The sequence below is a fragment of the Microbacterium sp. CSI-V genome, assembly GCF_001984105.1.
Classification (GTDB): Bacteria; Actinomycetota; Actinomycetes; order Actinomycetales; family Microbacteriaceae; genus Microbacterium.
In genome coordinates this window covers 340,423-357,997 of sequence record NZ_MTQM01000007.1, presented here as the reverse complement: position 1 = coordinate 357,997, position 17,575 = coordinate 340,423, and the positions used below count along the sequence as shown (strand labels likewise).

The 17,575-nt window shown below is 68.8% G+C and carries 14 protein-coding genes; 9 read left to right on the top strand and 5 right to left on the bottom strand.

The window, feature by feature from the left end; genetic code table 11:
* The first annotated feature begins 51 nt into the window (after positions 1–51).
* From rfbA to CSIV_RS05750, 5 genes are all read left to right on the top strand, one after another.
* The gene (gene rfbA / locus CSIV_RS05770; protein ID WP_077050445.1) at positions 52–933 is read left to right on the top strand and encodes a glucose-1-phosphate thymidylyltransferase RfbA; all 882 of its coding nucleotides are present in this window, start codon (positions 52–54) and stop codon (positions 931–933) included.
* Positions 923–2,797: a rhamnan synthesis F family protein gene (locus CSIV_RS05765; RefSeq protein WP_077050444.1), complete on the top strand. Its 1,875-nt coding sequence runs from the start codon at positions 923–925 to the stop codon at positions 2,795–2,797. The genes rfbA and CSIV_RS05765 overlap by 11 nt, the downstream gene beginning before the upstream one ends.
* A 1-nt stretch (position 2,798) precedes the next feature.
* Positions 2,799–4,697, top strand: coding sequence for a rhamnan synthesis F family protein (locus CSIV_RS05760; RefSeq protein ID WP_077050443.1), 1,899 nt, complete (start codon positions 2,799–2,801; stop codon positions 4,695–4,697).
* 136 nt (positions 4,698–4,833) lie between these two features.
* Positions 4,834–5,694: an ABC transporter permease gene (locus CSIV_RS05755; protein ID WP_238592338.1), complete on the top strand. Its 861-nt coding sequence runs from the start codon at positions 4,834–4,836 to the stop codon at positions 5,692–5,694.
* Positions 5,694–6,884, top strand: coding sequence for an ABC transporter ATP-binding protein (locus CSIV_RS05750; RefSeq protein WP_077050441.1), 1,191 nt, complete (start codon positions 5,694–5,696; stop codon positions 6,882–6,884). The genes CSIV_RS05755 and CSIV_RS05750 overlap by 1 nt, the downstream gene beginning before the upstream one ends.
* 15 nt (positions 6,885–6,899) lie before the next feature.
* On the opposite strand, the gene CSIV_RS05745 is transcribed toward CSIV_RS05750, so the two are convergent.
* On the bottom strand, positions 6,900–9,038 hold the full coding sequence (locus tag CSIV_RS05745) for a glycosyltransferase family protein (protein WP_139340612.1): 2,139 nt from the start codon (positions 9,036–9,038) through the stop codon (positions 6,900–6,902).
* Positions 9,039–9,120: 82 nt separating this feature from the next.
* Between CSIV_RS05745 and CSIV_RS05740 the strand changes: the two genes are divergently transcribed.
* Both CSIV_RS05740 and CSIV_RS05735 read left to right on the top strand, forming a co-directional pair.
* Positions 9,121–9,849, top strand: a complete 729-nt coding sequence (locus CSIV_RS05740; RefSeq protein WP_077050439.1) for a glycosyltransferase family 2 protein — start codon at positions 9,121–9,123, stop codon at positions 9,847–9,849.
* Complete coding sequence (locus tag CSIV_RS05735) at positions 9,846–10,208, top strand: DUF2304 domain-containing protein (RefSeq protein ID WP_077050438.1); 363 nt, start codon at positions 9,846–9,848, stop codon at positions 10,206–10,208. The genes CSIV_RS05740 and CSIV_RS05735 overlap by 4 nt, the downstream gene beginning before the upstream one ends.
* A 23-nt stretch (positions 10,209–10,231) precedes the next feature.
* Here CSIV_RS05735 and CSIV_RS05730 read toward each other — a convergent pair whose 3' ends face one another.
* Together CSIV_RS05730 and CSIV_RS05725 are read right to left on the bottom strand one after the other, a co-directional pair.
* Positions 10,232–11,314, bottom strand: a complete 1,083-nt coding sequence (locus tag CSIV_RS05730; RefSeq protein ID WP_077050437.1) for a UDP-N-acetylglucosamine 2-epimerase — start codon at positions 11,312–11,314, stop codon at positions 10,232–10,234.
* Positions 11,311–12,369: a glycosyltransferase family 2 protein gene (locus tag CSIV_RS05725; protein WP_175627571.1), complete on the bottom strand. Its 1,059-nt coding sequence runs from the start codon at positions 12,367–12,369 to the stop codon at positions 11,311–11,313. The genes CSIV_RS05730 and CSIV_RS05725 overlap by 4 nt, the downstream gene beginning before the upstream one ends.
* A 166-nt stretch (positions 12,370–12,535) precedes the next feature.
* Between CSIV_RS05725 and CSIV_RS05720 the strand changes: the two genes are divergently transcribed.
* Together CSIV_RS05720 and CSIV_RS05715 are read left to right on the top strand one after the other, a co-directional pair.
* Positions 12,536–14,029, top strand: coding sequence for a DUF2142 domain-containing protein (locus tag CSIV_RS05720; RefSeq protein ID WP_077050435.1), 1,494 nt, complete (start codon positions 12,536–12,538; stop codon positions 14,027–14,029).
* Positions 14,026–15,279 (top strand): hypothetical protein, encoded by a 1,254-nt coding sequence (locus CSIV_RS05715; RefSeq protein ID WP_077050434.1) that lies wholly within the window; start codon positions 14,026–14,028, stop codon positions 15,277–15,279. The genes CSIV_RS05720 and CSIV_RS05715 overlap by 4 nt, the downstream gene beginning before the upstream one ends.
* A gap of 12 nt (positions 15,280–15,291) precedes the next feature.
* Here CSIV_RS05715 and CSIV_RS05710 read toward each other — a convergent pair whose 3' ends face one another.
* A complete protein-coding gene (locus CSIV_RS05710) occupies positions 15,292–16,371 on the bottom strand; it encodes a glycosyltransferase family 4 protein (RefSeq protein WP_077050433.1) in 1,080 nt (359 codons plus the stop codon).
* The gene (locus CSIV_RS05705) at positions 16,368–17,552 is read right to left on the bottom strand and encodes a hypothetical protein (protein ID WP_077050432.1); all 1,185 of its coding nucleotides are present in this window, start codon (positions 17,550–17,552) and stop codon (positions 16,368–16,370) included. Before CSIV_RS05705 ends, CSIV_RS05710 begins: the two co-directional genes overlap by 4 nt.
* Positions 17,553–17,575: the final 23 nt, after the last annotated feature.

The window sequence follows — 17,575 nt, the reverse complement described above, 5'->3', positions numbered from 1 at the left end:
ACGGCGGCCGACGGATTGGCGGGGACCGGGTGGGTCGGGGAGAATCGAGGAATGCGTGGCATCATCCTTGCGGGCGGAACGGGGTCGCGACTGCACCCCATCACGCTCGGCGTCTCCAAGCAGCTCGTCCCGGTGTACGACAAGCCGATGATCTACTACCCACTGTCGACGCTGATCCTGGCCGGCATCCGCGACATCCTCATCATCACGACTCCACAGGACTCCGACCAGTTCCAGCGGCTGCTCGGAGACGGGTCGCGTTTCGGTATCTCCCTCACCTACAAGGTGCAGCCGTCGCCCGACGGACTCGCCCAGGCATTCCTCCTCGGTGAGGAGCACATCGGGTCCGAACCGGTCGCCCTCGTGCTCGGCGACAACATCTTCTACGGGCAGGGCATGGGCACCCGGCTGCGCCAGTACACGCAGCTCGATGGCGGCGTCGTCTTCGGATACCGTGTGGCGGACCCGACCGCATACGGTGTCGTGGAATTCGACGCCGACGGGCGGGTGGTCTCGCTCGAGGAGAAGCCGGCATCCCCCAAGAGCGACTACGCCGTTCCGGGTCTGTACTTCTACGACAACGACGTGATCGAGATCGCCCGTGCGCTCACGCCGTCTCCACGCGGTGAGCTCGAGATCACGGACGTCAACCGCACGTATCTGGAGCAGGGTCGGCTGCGCGTAGAACTCCTGCCACGCGGTACCGCCTGGTTGGACACGGGCACCTTCGATTCCCTCGCCGAAGCGACGGACTTCATCCGCACCGTCGAGAAGCGTCAAGGCCTGTCCATCGGCTGCCCCGAAGAGGTCGCGTGGCGGATGGGCTTCCTCACGGACGACGAGTTGCGCGCACTGGCGGAGCCTCTGGTCAAGAGCGGGTACGGCGCGTACCTTCTCAAGGCCCTCGACCAGGGACAGTCGCGTGGCCGCTGACCCCGGCGTGCCGCCGCGATTCCCGCTCGGCGGCACACGCGCTGTCGCGTACGCGGTGCAGACCCGATCCGGACGGATGAGCGGTGCCGCCCTGCACACCCTCGCCGGTCTGAGAGCCGAAATGGATCACGTCCTCGTGGTCGCGGGTCCGCTCGACGCGACGGGACGCGCTCAGGTGTCTGCGCTCGCCGACGAGATCGTCACGGTCGGGCCGGAGACCCAGGGATTGTGGGCGTACGCCCACGCTCTGCGGGTGTGGGGTCCCCGGGCTGAAGCCTTCGATGAGATCGTTCTGACCTCCGACGCGTGGTTCGGGCCGGTGTCGCCGCTGGGTCCGGTACTCCAGCGTCTCGAGTCGCGTTACGTGGATGTGTGGTCGCTCACCGATCGCCGTGACGTCGTGCGGGGCGACCGTTCCGAGGGGCGTGACGGCGTCGTCCGGCTCAGTGCATACTGGCTCGCCGCGCGTCGCCGGGTCCGGCAGTCCCAGGCGTGGAAGCAATTCTGGTCATCGCTGCCGGCCCGACCAGACCAGGACTGGCGCGTGCGCGAGATCGAGAACCGCTTCAGCGATGTCCTGACCGCGGACGGGTTCCGTCTCTCGGCGGCATTCTCCAGCGACGACTACCCCGCGGAACACGCCGACATGTTCAACGTGGATCTCCTCATCGAGGACGGGTGTCCATCCGTCCCTCGCGCCGTATTCGACGGATACCCGCTGTTCTTCGACCAGCACGCGATCATCGGTCGCCGACTCGCGGCGGCGATGGCCGAACACGGGTACCCCGTCGCGTCGATGTGGTCCGACCTGGCACAGCGATGTGCGCCCAAGCGGCTGCACACCACCGGTGCCATGCTCGAAGTCATCCCTCCGGTGCGTGCCGCAGTCGATACCCGCGCGGCCCGCATCCTCGCGATCATCCACGTCGTAGACCTCGACGCGCTGACGGACGTCGTCGCCCGGTTGAGCGGCGTGCGCTCGCTCCAGCGCGTTGTTCTCACCCTTTCGGACGGCGTGACGGAAGACGTGGTCACCGACATCTGGGACGCTGCCGGGCCGACCGATCTCCCCTACGAAATCCGGCCGGCGAGGTCTCGCGTCGGAGCGGACACCGTCGTGGCGTTCGACGAATGTCGGGACCTGCTCCTCGCGGACGACGTCGACCTGGTTCTCGCGTTGCACACGGGTACGCCCTCGGGGTTGACGCGCAACGCCCGCGATTACTTCCGGCGCCAGCAGATCGACTGCCTGCTGGGGCACGGCCCGGCCCACCTCGCGCAGATCGTGGACCTGTTCGACCGCGACCCATCGCTCGGTCTCGTCTTCCCGCCGACGCCGCATATCGGCATGTCGAGCCTCGGCGAGGGGTGGGCAGGGCATCGAGACGCCGCTCTCACCGTCCTCGATCGGCTGGGGATCACGGTGCCCGTCGACTGGGCCAGCCCGCATGCGCCGATCGGGGGGATGTGGATGGCGCGGCCGCAGGCGGTACGCGCACTTTCTTCAGTGAGGTGGACGCACGACGTGGCGGCGGGCGAGCTGTGCATGCGGCTGCCCGCGTACGCGGCGGGCGAGGCGGGCTTCGTCAGCAGGACCGTCGCAACGAGCGAGCACGCGGGCCTGAGCCACGCTTCCCTGGAGTACATCGGGGATCACATGGCGATGACGTCGTACGGGTATCCCGCCGGTTACACCAACCTTCTCCACCGCGCCGGACCCGTCGGATCGGGCCGCGCCGTGGACTTCACCCGCATGTGGCTCCGCTACCGGCATCCCCGGGTCTGGTCCGTCGTGGCGCGGGCCGCGAGCGCCGTCAGAGTCGCCCGACGGCTGCAAGGCCGACTCACCGGAAGGAGGCGTTGACATGACGCACCCGTCTCGTTTCCCCGATGGCGGCTCGCGGGCCGTCGTCTACGTGATCTACGACCGCCGGGGCCGGATCGAAGACTTCGTGCTGCACGCCCTGCGCGGCCTGCGAGAGCACGCCGATCGGATCGTCGCGGTGGTCAACGGAGAACTTCTTCCCGAGGGCCGTGCGAGGCTCGCCGAGGTCGCCGATGACGTTCTCCAGCGGGAGAACGTCGGGTTGGACATCTGGGGCCACAAGGCGGGGCTCGACCTCCTCGCGGGGCAACTCGACGCCTTCGACGAGATCATCCTCACCAACGACACCTGGTACGGCCCGGTGCGACCCTTCGCGCCGGTCTTCGAGTCGATGGAACAGGCCGAGATCGATTTCTGGGGGCTCACCGACCACCCGCGGGTCGAGCAGGGCGCGTCCTGGACCGGCGAGGTGATCCCGTATCACCTGCAATCGTTCTGGATCGCCGTGCGGAAACGGATGTTCACCTCGCCCGCGTGGCGAACGTACTGGGACGAGCTGCCCCTCCTGGATGACTGGACGGAGGCCGTCACGCGGCACGAGGTGACCTTCACCGAGCACTTCGCCGAACGAGGGTTCACGCATCGCGTCGGATTCGCTCACGACCGTTACGACACCGAGAACCCCTCCGTCTTCAATGCTTCGCAGATGCTCGACGACGGATGCCCCATCGTCAAGCGGAAGCCCTTCTACTTCTGGCCCGTGACGATGGACCACGAGGCGTCGATCGGCAAATGGCTGCTCGAGAAGGTCGAATCCTACGGGTACAGCGCCGATCTGATCTGGAGCCATCTGACACGTAACGCTCCGCCGCGGGACCTCACCGCCGATCTCGGCCTGCTCGAGATCCTGCCGAGCGTGGATGTGTCCTACGACGCGGATCGACCGTTGCGGATCGCCGTCATCGCACACATCTTCTACGTGGACATGACCGACGAGATGGTCGACCGTGCGGACCTGTTGCCCTGCGACTACGACCTGATCATCACGACGCCCGACGCCGAACGGGCGCGGGCGATCGAGGAGATCCTCGCGGCCCGAGCCCGCCCCGGGCGGACCACGGAGGTCCGCGTACTCCCATCGAACGACGGACGCGATCAGAGCGCCTTCCTGATCGGATGCCGCGACGTGATTCTCGGCGACGAATACGATCTCATCGTCAAGGTCCACACGAAGCGCACTCCCCAGCAGGGGTTCGCGGTGGGGCAGCACTTCAAGGGGCAGCAGCTCGACAATCTGCTTCCGGACGCCGGGTACGTCGCCAACCTGGTGGCGCTCTTCCAACGGGACGAGTCTCTCGGGCTTGCCTACCCGCCGATGATCCATATCGGCCACGGCACGCTGGGGCATGCGTGGTGGGGGAACCGCCCCCGATTCGAGCGGGTCGCCGAGGAGTTGGGGATCGCGGTGCCCATCGACAACGTCTCGCCGCTCGCGCCCTTCGGCTCGATGTACGCGGCGCGGCCGCGTGCGCTGCGCATCCTCGCGGCACGCGATTGGCGATACGAGGAATTCGGGGGGAAGGACGCCTACAAGGACGGCGGGCTGGCTCACGTGCTCGAACGGATGCCGTCGTACGCGGCGGCCGAGGACGGTTTTCACACCCGCACGATCCTCACCGCGGAGTACGCCGCGCTGAGCCACACCTCGCTGGAGTTCAAGGTCGATGAGATGGCCGCGACCCTGCCCGGGTCGCTCCGGGACAAGACGCTCTTCCTGCACCGTGCGGGCTGGATGGGCACAGGGCGCGCGACCGACTTCTTCTGGATGTACCTGCGCTTCAACCGACCGGATCTGGTCCCGCGCTTCGAACGCGTGCGTGCACTGGTGAGCGCCCCGCGCCGCATGCGGGACATGGTCCTGCGTCGCTCCCGCCGCTGAACGCACAGGGGGCGTCGAGGCGCGTCAGAGCGATCCGTCGATCTCGCCCGTTAGAATCATGATTCCCGAAGAACGATGGTCAGGCTTGGAAAAATCAGAGAGATTCGCCGCGCTCGCGCTTCTACCGTTCGCGACGGTGGATGCACGTGGCATGTCCTTCCCCGGACGCGGGGGCAAGCTCCGAGAACTTTTGTCTCGTCGCGACCTGCTGTTCCTTCTGATCCGGCGGGACCTGCAGGCGCGGTATCGCGACAGCTTCCTCGGGTTCTTGTGGACGGTCATTCGACCGCTGATCCAGTTCCTGATGTATTTCATCGTCCTCGGTCAGTTTCTGCGCGCCGCCGAGGGCATCCCGAACTTCGCGATCTACCTGTTCGCCGGCCTGACGCTGTACCAGTTCTTTAACGACACCGTGTCGGGTGCGACCGGCTCGATCCTGATGAACTCGGGATTGGTGAAGAAGATCTATCTCCCTCGTGAGATATTCCCCTTCGCCAGCGTCGGCGGCGCCGGGTTCATGTTCCTGGTCCAGCTCTCCGTGCTGGTGATCGCCGCTCTGGTCTTCCAGGCGCTTCCGACCCCGGTCGAGATGCTGTGGTTCTTCCCCTCGCTCGCCCTCGTCCTCGTGTACGGGACGGCGGTGGGGCTTCTTCTGAGCGCCGTCAACGTCTACTTGCGCGACATCCAGTACCTCACCGAGGTCGTGCTGATGCTCGCGATGTGGGCGTCTCCCATCGTCTACTCGTGGCGGATGGTGAGCGACGTGATCGCGCGATTCTCGCTCCCGTCGTGGATTCTCGAGGTGTACCTCGCCAACCCGCTCACCCTCGCCATCCTCGGCTTCCACAAGGCGTTCTGGGGGGCGGGATCACCGCAGGACTACCCTCCGGGTCTCGAGCTCCGCATGCTCGTCGCCGGGATCGTCGGGCTGGTGCTTCTCTTCGTGTCCCACCGGGTCTTCACCCGCCTGCAAGGAAATTTCGCTCAGGAGCTGTGATGGACGACGCTTTCGGCCCTGTGGTTGTGCGCCTGAACGAGGTGCGCAAGCGTTTCCGCGTCCGCAAGGACAACAGCCTCAAAGACCGCATCGTGCACCTGGGACGTCAGGGGAAGACGCACCGGGAGGATTTCGTCGCCGTCAAGGACGTCAGCATCGAGATCGGGGCCGGGACGACGGTCGCCCTCATGGGAGCGAACGGCTCGGGCAAGAGCACGCTGCTCAAGCTCATCGGCGGAATCGTCTCGCCCACGTCCGGAACCGTGCAGACACGCGGGCGGATGGCAGCGCTCCTCGAGCTCGGTGCCGGATTCCACCCCGATCTGAGTGGGCGCGAGAACATCTATCTCAATGCCGCGATCCTCGGGCTGAGCCGCGCGGAGGTCGACGCGCGGTTCGAGGACATCGTGGAGTTCAGTGGGATCGCCGACTTCATCGACACCGCCGTGAAGTTCTACTCCTCGGGGATGTACGTGCGCCTGGCCTTCTCGGTCGCCATCCACACGAATCCCGACATCCTGCTCGTCGACGAGGTGCTCGCGGTGGGCGATGAGGCGTTCCAGCGCAAGTGCATGGATCGGATCGCCAGGTTCCGGGCGGAGGGCTGCACGATCATTCTGGTCAGCCACTCGGCTCAGCAGGTGGCGGAACTCTGCGACCGTGGAATCGTTCTTCGCAAGGGCGAGGTCGTGCACGACGGCGACGTCGATGAGGCAATCGGGGTCCTCCGCGACGTTCTCGAAGGCCGCGACGACGCCACGGTCAGCGAGACGGCCGGTGCCGCACCCATCAATGTCGCGAGCGTCGAGATCCTCGGTGTCGATGGCGAACGAAACCGCACGTTCGACTCCGGTGAGCCGCTCACGATCCGACTCGGCTTGCGCTCGGCGCGGCCGATCACGCCCTGGGCTGCAGGGTTCAGCATCAACACCCCGATGGGGCACATGGTGTTCGCGTCCAACACCGATCTTCTGCACACGCCCCTGCCCCCCATCGACGGAGAGCTCTCGATCGACTTCCGGGTCGGCGCGCTGCACCTGGGCGAGGGGACCTATCACGTGCATGCGAACGCCGTAGCACCCGAGGAGGGCGGGGTGCACGGGATCGCACATGGTGCGACCTTCAGCGTCCGGACCCCCGAGCCCACGCTGGGCACGGCGACCGCCGACGTCGCGGTGACCGTGGGCTGACCGCGATCCCCGACCTCAGCCGCGGAGCTGGAGTGCGGCGTCGAGCAAGGTCCGAGCGCGGGCGTCGAACGAGTGTTCGCGCCTCACCCGTTCGGAGATCAGGGAGAGCGTCTCTGGGTCGGGGAACATTTCGTCGGGATCGCTCGACAGCGTCTGGAGGAGTTCCGGCACCGTCTCATAGGTAGCGACGGCACCGGAGAAGAGCGCGTCGATCCCGTCCACCTGGTCGCTGACGGCCCGGCCCCCAGCGGCCACGACATCGAACAGTCGGTTCGACACGAAGCCGTGGCGCTGCATAGCGGGCCAGTGGTCGTTGAGCACGGCGCGCGCACCCTCATACAAGCGCGGGAGTTCGCTGTTGGGGACGTGTGTGGCGACGATCGTCGAGGGCGGAATGTAGCCGCGCCAATCCGGACCGTAGACATCGACGGGGAGTCCCGCGCGGATCGGCTCGACGGCCGAAGGCCGCGCTATTCCCCGCGACGTCCCGACGAACACGTACCGGTCGCCCCGGGGGGTGCCGTGCGGGCGGAATCGTTCTGTGTCCGTGCACTGAAGGAGCGGATGAACGTCGCGCTCCCACTCGCGCGTCTTGGCGCGCGCCCAACTCTCCGACGCGGCGAACACCGCGTCGAAGCCCGCGACATCGTCGCGGTCCAGCTCGTCCGGGTGGCTGATCACCCACAGCAACGAAACCGCCCCGGGCTGAGGCAGGAGCGGCTCCGGGCCGCGAAGGGCCAGCACGACCTCATCGAGCGCGGAGGACGAGCGATCCCGCGCCGCATACGCGTCGATCACCACCTCCTGTCCGAGTCGGCGCAGCGCGTCGGCGATCCCGCGTGCGAAGTGGGTGTCGCCCCAGGCCTCGCCGGGACGTCCGGGGGGCGCGGCGATCTTGATCGCCCATCGAAGCGAGGGGGAGCGTCGTCCTCCCGGAAGCGCGGTATCACGGGCCAGACGCCGGAAGCGTGGACCGGAGGAGGTCCAGCCTTCGACCACCCAGCCGAGCGGTGCCACGAGCTCGGCGATGTCCGTGTCGGGGCCCGCGACGGGCCTCGAGGACGCGCGCGGGAGAGCCGGGGCCCGCACGACCGCGTCCGTCAGGGTACGAGCCGCTCGGTCCGAAGGCGCCACAGGGCGCGCGTAGGTCGTGCCATCCACCTCCGAGGAGAGGACGACGGGCCCGAGCGCCATCGCGTCCTCTCGAGGGAATCCGGCGAGAAGACGGTATGAACGTCCGTTTCGCACACCCGTGCCGGCGGAGGCCACCGATCCATCCCATCCGAGCCAGAGCGGGGCGACCGGGCCGTCCGAGGCGGACCGTGCGAGCACGAGGAGATCGTCGGCGGAGATCTCGGCGTGCGGGCCGCGCACGACGACGACCGCGTCCGTGGGGAGGGTCGCCGCCACGCGGCTCGCCACGTCCTCGGTGTCCCGGACCAGGACGGTGTGCGGCCGGGTCGCGGCGATCTGGGCCGCCGCGGCGGCCACTTCGCTCCCCGGACCGCCGAGCGCCAGCACCAGTGCGGCGCCGATTCGATCGGCGGCGTCCCTCGTCTCCCGGAGAGGGGTGGCCGGGAGCCCTTCGTCATCGGCGAAACGGGCCACGACGGCCGCGGGGGCGTCGAGGACGCGGGGAATGACCCCTCGAGCTCCCGCCACCGCCGCGCATGCGGAGGCATGCAGGACGTCCCAGGACGTCCGCTCGCCGTCGGAGACTTCGAGGACGCCCTCCTGCCGGGCGCGGCGCCACGCGTGCCCCAGCACGCTGCCGCGATCGTCGGGGGAATCGGGGTTGCGGGTCGCGTAGGCGGGCGCGTCCCACACGACGCTCGCTTCGATTCCGCGCACGTCGTTCGCCAGATATGCGTAGAGTGCGGGCACGCGCCCGGCGTCCGGGAGTTGCGATGACACCAGTCGCTCCATGAACAACGGGTTCAGCGCGAATCCGGATCGGAAGCCGCCCCGCACATAGGCGCGGACGGCGCGACTCGCGGTCGGGGGTCCGCCCTGGGCGACGACGAACTCGAGGTCGACGACGTCCGCACGGCGGATCGTGCGCGCCCACCACCATCGATCGGCCGCCACGACCAGGGGCGCCAGGACTGAGGACGACCGCGCCCGACGCAGAATCGCTCGGGCTCGTCTCCGCACCCGTCAAGTATAGGAACTTCCCGATCCGCCGCCGTCGCCGCTGCCGCAGGAGCCACAGGCGGGGCAGTAGACTGTCCTGGTTATGACGGACCTGGGTGATCGCGTCGCCGTGCTCGTGCCGGCGTGGAACGAGGTCCGTAATGTCGGCCACACCGTTCGTGAGATCCGAGCCGCGGACGACCGATACGACGTCATCGTGATCGACGACGGATCCTGGGACGGGACGAGCGAGGCTGCCCGTTCCGCCGGAGCGGAAGTTCTCGTGCTGCCCTTCAACCTCGGGGTGGGCGGCGCGATGCGGACGGGCTTCACGTTCGCCGCGCGCCGGGGATACTCCCGGGCGATTCAGGTGGATGCCGACGGACAGCACAACCCCGATCACATCCGCCTGGTCCTGGACGGGCTCGAGCGGGCCGACATCTCGATCGGCGCCCGGTTCGCGGACGTCGGCGACTATCAGGTGAGCGGTCCACGACGATGGGCGATGGTGTTCCTCGCTGCCATCGTCTCGCGGGTTTCCGGCGTCCGGCTGACCGATGTCACGAGCGGATTCCGCGCCGCGAACCGGCGCGCCATCGAGCAGTACGTGCGCTACTACCCGGCCGAGTACCTCGGCGACACCCTCGACTCACTCGTGGAGGCTCTGCACTCCGGTCTGACGGTGACGCAGGTCCCGGTGGCGATGCGGCCGCGCATGCACGGCAAGCCGAGTCAGAACGTCGTGGGGTCGACGGTGTATCTCGTGCGCTCCGTGTTCGCCATCTCGCTCGCGCTCATGCGAGGCGCCCTACGCCGGAGGCCCCACGCATGATCGTTCCGGTCGGCATCGCGTTCGCGCTCGTGATCCTCACGATCATCGTCGTGCTGCTCATGCGTCGCCATCTGCGAGAGAAGTACGCCGTCATGTGGCTGCTCATCGGAGCGGCGATGCTCGTTCTCGCGTTCTTCCCCGACCTCCTCAGCGGGTTGGCCGGGCTGCTGGGCGTGCTCGTTCCCGCGAACCTCTTCTTCGCGCTCGCGGTTGCCTTGCTGACCGGAGTGACGCTCCATCTGTCGTGGGAACTCTCGCGCGCCGAGGAAGAGATTCGCCGCGTCGCCGAAGAGGTCGCGATCCTCCGCGCCGAGGTCGACGACTTGCGAGCGAACAACTCCGGCGACCGTTCCGACTGAGTCGGTGTCCGCGGACGCGACGCTCAGACGGTTCCGGCGAACCCGCGGGCGATGAGGTCTTCGACGATGATGTCGGAGGGTGAGGCGGACTCCGCATCGGCCGCAGCCCGCCGGGTGTCCGCATCGGCGAGGAATCGACGGACGACGTCCTGGTCCCAGTGGGACAACAGGGCGCTGGTGCCGAGGCCTTCCGAGCGTTCAGTGGCCATGCGGTGGATGAGGGTCGGGATGCCGAACACGGCCGACTCCTCCTGCACACCGCCCGAATCGGTGACGACGAGCTGCGCGCCCTGCAAGCTGGCTACGAAGGCCGCGTGCTCCTGCTTGGCCGTCGGGGTCAACCGCGACAGCCCGTGTTCGCCGATGACGCGTTCGATCGCGTCGCGCGAGTATGAGTCGACGACGACCCTGAGGTCGACCGGGGTGTGGTCGTTCAGGGTTCGCAGCGTTTCGACGACGAGTTGAGGGTTCGAGATGAACTCGAACCGGTGCAGCAGCACGAGTCCGTAGGGGGATGACGACGCGTCGGTGCGGAGCCCGCGCGCGGCACTGTCGCGGACGGCATCCTTCACGGTGTTGCCCTGGGTCACGATGACGTTCGACCGCCCGGCGAGGTTGGCTGCAGTCTCGGGTGTGGGGGCGTAGTGGATGGCGGCGAGGCGACCGACGATGCGCCGGTCCAACTCCTCGGGGAAGGGATGCCGCCAGTCGCCCGACCGCAGGCCGGCCTCGACGTGGGCGACGGGAACGCCGGCAAGACGGCCGATGAACGTCCCGAGCACCGTCGTCATCGTGTCGCCGTGGACGATCACGACGCCCCCGCGGGGAGCGCGGCGAAGAGCGCCCAAGTGGCGGATCGCCCACCCGCCCACGGTCGCCATCCAGCCGACCATCTGGATGGGGCGCTTGAGCGGACGACCCCGCCACCCGTCGGCGATGACCCGATCGGGACCCCGCAGGCCCAGTTCGGGCATGGCGGCCCGCAGGGCGTCGGTGTGCTGGAACGTCACCCACTGCTGGTAGGCCACCCCGCGGTCGTCGAGTCGGCGCATGATCGGGGCGAGTTTGATGGCTTCTGCGGTCGTGCCGTAGATGAAGACGATCATGGCGTGTGCTCCTTCGGTGCGCGCGAGAGGAAAGCGGCGCGATGGATTCCGATGCCCCGGACGATCCCCGCCCAGAACGGCGCCGCGAACGGCAGCAGGTATGTCAGGAAGGCTCGGATCGACCGGGGCGGACACCGCCGGGACGCGGCGGTTCCGCTCACGGCGGCGACGGCGGCGGCGAACAAGCCGCCGATCGGGAGGAGTCTCCGCGCGCGTCCGCCGATAACCGCCGACAGGAAGATCGCGCCGAGGGCGAGGGGGGCGACGGCGAGGAGGAGGAGGACGACCGACCGCAGTGGGGTCGTCCCGGCGTACGAGTCGACGAACAGCGTCCCGCGGTCGAAGGAGTGAGCGAGGAAGCCCCGTACGGTCGTACGGGGGCGATAGGTCGCCCGGAATACGGGGTCGAGCCGGATGCCGCCGTGCCCGGCGATCCAACGGAGCACCTTGGTGTCGTCGGACACGAGGGGGGATTCGACTGTCGGAGCGGCGAAACGGAACGCCTCGTCCAGCACCGTCCGCGGAGCCAGGAACATCGTCGTCCCCTTCGGTGCCCGATCGAAGTTCTCCGGGGTCAGGACCATGGGGCGCGGGTCGGCGAGGTAATGGGACCAGAACAAGTGGGTCGGCACTTCCCAGAAGAGCCCGACGAGCGGCGTGGACGGATCGATGACGATGTGCCCGTTCCACACGCGGAGGTCGTCGTTCGCGACCCGCGGCCAGACGTCGCGGAGGCTGTCGGGCCCGATGAGGACTCTCGAATCCAACAGGAGGACCATGTCTGCCCTCGCGGACTCGAGGCCCCGACGCCGTGCGGCGAAGCGCCCGGCGTTCGGCTGCGTGATCACCTCCGAGCGGCCGGGGAAGGTCGCGGTGGCCGAGCGGGTGGCCCCGGCAGTGTCGTCGATCGAGCCGTCGTCGACCACGATCAGCTCCACGTCGAGCCCCGCGCGCTGCACCGCCTCCGACAGGGCGGCGACGGTCGAAGAGATCCAGGGAGCCGAGTTGTACGCGGGGATCACCACGCTCAGAACCGGCATCGGCGACGCGCTCATCGCAGCCCCGGCCGACGGCGCGCCCCAGCCGTCACGGCATGGGGCGATCTCGGCGCCGGATAGCATGGAGCGGGGCTGCGGGACACCCGACAAGCCTAGTCCGTGGCGAAGCAGAGCCTCTTGCCGCTGTGGACGTCAGCTGATCCTACGAAGGAGCCCGCGCCCGATGAGATTCCCATCCGCCGTCCGACGACTTCGACCGGCGGCGATCATCGCCGCTGTGCTCCTGGCGTTGCTGGCGTGGGCGGTCTCGTCTCCCCCCGGTTCCAGCCCGGACGACGATTACCACATGGCATCCATCTGGTGCGCGACGACCGCCCCGACGGACCTCTGCTCCTCCACTCCTCAGTCCGAGGAGCGGACGCTGCACGCCGACGTGCTGGACGCGGCGAGCTGCTTCGCGTTCGATTCCACCGCCGCGGCGTCCTGCCCCCGCGACGAGACCGGAACGCGCGTCAGCACGCGGGGCAACTGGAACGGCGAGGCTTACCCGCCGGTCTACTACGCGACGATGCACCTGTTCGCGGGCGACGACCTCTCGGCATCCATCGTCCTCATCCGTTCTGTGAACGCCCTTCTCTACGTGGGGCTGATCGCGGTCGTGTTCTTCCTGCTGCCGCGGTCCGGGCGGGCGCCGCTGATCTGGGGGGCACTGATCACCGCGGTCCCGCTCGGAGCGTTCCTCGTCGCCAGCGTCAATCCGAGTTCGTGGGCCGTCATCTCTGCGACCGCGCTGTGGGCGGCGACCTGGGGGTACTTCCAGCAACGAGGATGGCGGAAGGCTGCGCTCGCGGTCCTGACGGTCCTGCTCGTCGTCGTCGGTGCGGGATCGCGCGGTGATGCCGCGGCCTACGCGATGCTCGCGCTCTTCGTCGGTGCCGCGCTCTCCTTCCGCCGCGACCGGCGATTCGCTCTGGAGTCGCTCCTTCCGGTGGCGCTGGTCCTCGTCTCCGCCGCGCTGTTCCTCAGCGCGGGGCAGTCGGCGGTGGTCGGCGGCGCGACGGTCGTGAAGAATCAGACGTACACGTTCAGCGAGCTGCTCTTCATCAACGTCAAGCAACTGCCGCAGCTGATCACCGGCTTCACGGGGACGTGGGGGCTCGGGTGGTTGGACACCTACATGCCCGGGATCGTCTGGGTGACGACGATGCTGATCTTCGGGGGAGTCGTCTTCTGGGGTCTGCGCGTCGGGTCGTGGCGCAAGTGGCTGGTCGTCGCGGCCGTCGGAGCAGGAGTCGTCGCCGTTCCTCTCTTCCTCCTCATGCACGACGGTGTCGTCGTCGGAAACGGCGTGCAGCCGCGGTACGGCTTCCCGCTCGTGATCATGTTCGCGGGGGTCGTCCTCATCGGCCTCCGGGGAGCATCGCTGGGTCTCGGGCGCGCGCAGTTGATCGTGGCCGGTGTGGGACTGATCGTCGCCAACAGCGTCGCGCTCCACGTGAATTTGCGCCGGTACGTGACCGGTCTCGACCGTGTCGGCATCAACCTCGACCGTGACATCGAGTGGTGGTGGAACGCGCCCATCTCGCCGATGGGCGTCTGGGTGTTCGGCACGCTCGCGTTCGCCGCGGCCATCGCCGTCCTCCTCACCGTCGCCTGGCCCCCCGCGCGAGAGCGCCGTTCCTCCGACGCCACCGGTATCGCGCCGGTGGACGCATGACGCCTGCGGTCGGCCGCGGCGGACACGTCCGCGCGCACGCGGTCGCGCTCGCCGCGGTGGGAGTGGCCAGCGCGATAGGCGCGATCGCGGCGTTCGCATTCCACGTCGTCACCGCCCGGTTCCTGGGGGCGGCGGATTTCAGCATCCTCGCGGCGTTCTGGTCCATCGTCAACGTCGCCGCGATCGGGAGCTCCGCGCTGCAGAACTCCGTCGCCGTCGAGACCGCTCGTCTCGGCGCCGTTCGCGCCGCTCCGTCGAGGTTTCGCCTGCCACTCGATGCGGTGGTGGTCGGACTCGCGGGCGGTGTGCTCGTGTCGGTCCTCTCTCCGCTGTTGGCGAGTGCTCTGGATGCCAACACCGCCATCGTCCTCACGGCTGCCGTCACCGTCCCGCTGAGCTTCCTCTTCGCCGCCTACCTGGGACGTATTCAGGGAACGGGCCGGGCTGCCGCGACCGTCGGATGGTCCACCGCCTCGCTCGTCTTCCGGGTCGTGCTGGCGGTCCCCGCTCTCGTGCTCGGCGCCGGGGTGGGGGGAGCTGCGGGTGCGGTCGTCGCCGGGACGGGGCTGGCCGTGATCGGCGCAGCCGTGTCCGCACGTCGAGCCCCGGCGCCGTCGCGCTCGATCTTCACCGCGGACGGCGTGACGATCATGGTGATCACCGTCGCGTTGGCCTGGCTCACCAGTTCCGACGTCTTCTTCATGCGGATGCTCACACCCCCTGATTTCGCCGGTGCCTACGCGTCCGTCGCGGTGCTGGTGAAGTCGTCGTTCATTCTTCCGTCGACGCTCTCGCTGTATCTCCTGCCGCGTTTCGCGCGCAACCGCGGCGAGGCGGACCTGACCCGCCTGGGGGTCCTGGTTTCGCTCCTGGCCTCCGCCGCGGCCGCCGTGGCGGTGGTCGTCGTGTTCCTCCTCATCGGCGGCCCCCTCGTCGATGTCCTCTACGGGTCTGCGTACGCGGAGGCGAAGTCGCTGCTGCTGCCGGTCGCGATCGCGTATGTGCCCTGGATCGTCTTGCAGGGGCTCCTGATCCAGCTGATCTCGGACGCCTCGCGAGCGGCGGCGGTGGTGCTCGTCATCGCGGTGGGGGTTCAGGCGGCCGTGTTCTTCGCCTTCCTTCCGGCCATAGGGCCCGCGCTGATCGGCTTCGGTGTCCTCGGGGCCGTGCTCTGCGCCGTTCTGCTTCTCACCATCTGGCAGCGTCTCGCACGGGTGCGCCGCGCCGCGCGCGAGAATCGCGCCGCCTGACTTCGCCCGACCTCAGCGCGTGACGCGCCCGAACGCCTCGAGCATGCCCTCGGCCGTGGCATCCCAGGTGAACAGCCCGGCGCGCTCGCGGCCGTCTTCCACCATGGCCGCCCGGGCGGCGGGATCGGCGAGCGTCCGCTCGATCTGCCGGGCGATGTCGGCCGGATCGAGCGGGTCGAAGTAGCGCACCGCGTCGCCGCCGACCTCGCGGAGCACGGGGATGTCCGAGCAGATGACGGGGCAGCCGCGCTCCATGCCTTCCAGCACGGGCAGCCCGAAGCCTTCGAAGAGCGTGGGGAACACGACCGCGGCGGACGTGCGGTAGAGGTTCTCGACCTCGTCCTGGGTGAGCCAGCCGCGCAGATCCACCCACTTCTCGATGCCGAGGTCGGCCGCGACCGCGCGCAGCGGGTCGTCGCCGTGGCTGCCGGAGATCGTCAGGACTGGACGACTCGCTTCGGGGAGGAGCGCGAGAGCCTCCAGCAGGCGGGGGAAGTTCTTGTGCGGCATGCGGTTGCCGAGGCTGAACAGCCCGGAACGCGGCTGCTCGTCGACGTCGCGACGGACGCCCGATCCCCCGGGGAAGACGACGGTGACGTCCGCGGCATCCCGGCCGGTGATCTCGAGGATGTCGGCCCGCGCGGCCTCGGAGTCCGTGACGATGCGGGATGCGGCGCGCGCGGCGCCGGAGATCAGGAGCTTCGTCGGCAGCACACCGGCCTTGCTGGGCAGGAACTCGGGGCGCTTGAACGCCAGCATGTCGTGCAGGGTGAGGACGAGGGGCACGCCGGGACGCGGCGGCCCGAAGTTCGCGGGGGAGTGGATGAGGTCGGCGCCGACCGACCGCGCGGCCCGGGACACCCCGAACACTTCTCCCCACGCCCACTGCGGTCGCTTGTCGCACTGGAGTCCCGAGTCGATGAGGCGACCGGGGAACCACTCCGCACCGGCGGCGACGAGTTCGCTGCTCGCATAGCCCACGAACTCCCAGCCGGGTCGCTCCGCGAGCCGCGAGTAGACCTGACGCGCCACGGTCTCGGTGCCGCCCTGCTTGCCCGTGAAGAACAGCAGATCGACGAGTACACGGGTCACGGAACGATCCTATCGTCGGGGTCGATGAAGCCTCGGGCCGGGACGTCCGTCGCGGCCGGCGCCGCGACGAGCTCGCGGTAGGCGCGCCGGGTGCGGCGGATCATCCAGACGGTCGCGATCAGTTCGGTCGCGCCGTAGCCGATCGCGGTGCCGACGGGGCCGATGGCGTAGGTGAGGGCGATCATGAGCGGAAGGCCGACGGCGCTGGCGACGAGGGTGGCGATCATGACCGTGGTGGCGGCGTGCGCCGGGAAGAGGAAGTGCCGGATCATCGACATCCGCGTCGAGTAGCACGCGAACGCGAAACCGAGCACGACCACCACTCCGACCGGGGCGACCGTGCTCTCGCCGAACAGCACGAGGCTCACGAACGACCCCAGGGATCCGAGGGCGGCCCAGCCGAGGAGCCCCATCGCGATGTGCAGGCCGAGCGCCCGCCGCAGCCGTCGCGCGCGTGCCTCGCCGCTCACCTCGGCCGTCCAGTACTGGAGGGCGTTGGCGAGCGTGATCGGGAGGAACTGCCCCAGCTTGAGCATCTTGTCGCCCGACGCGTACCCGGCCGCCTCGGCGGGCGCGGCGACCTGGACCAGCGGCACGGGGACGGACGAGTACAGCCCGAGAGCGCCCTCGTTGACGGCGACCGGTGCGGTGATGCGGAACAGTCCCGGAACCTCCCGCCGCGCGGGCCACGCCGCGGGGAAGCGCCGGAGGATCCGAACGGTGTAGAGCGTCGTGCCGATCACCGTCACGGCGATGCCGGAGAGCGGGTACAGCTCGACCGGGGCGCCGAGGAGACCGATCGCGGCGGCGACGCACACGGCCGCGATCACGCGGGGGACCGCGTCGTAGAGGGCGATGGACCACGGATCGCCGAGACCCACGGCGAACCACGTGTACGACAGCGAGATGAGGGCGCCCTGCAGCCCCATCAGCACCGCCAGCAGCACATACTCCTCGGAGGCGAGGGAGGCACTGATCACGGCCGTGATCGGAAGGGCGATCAGTGCGGTGAGGGAGCGGACGATCAGGGCTTCCCGATAGATCCGCCCCCGGCGGGCCTCGGATGCCACCGAGACCAGGGCGGGCCCCACCGTCGTCCATCCGAAAGCCAGGGCGATCGCCGCGAACGTCCCGACGGCCTCGCCCGCGAGCGCGCTCGACCATCCGCTCGGCCCCGACACCCGCGACACGAACGGCAGGACGA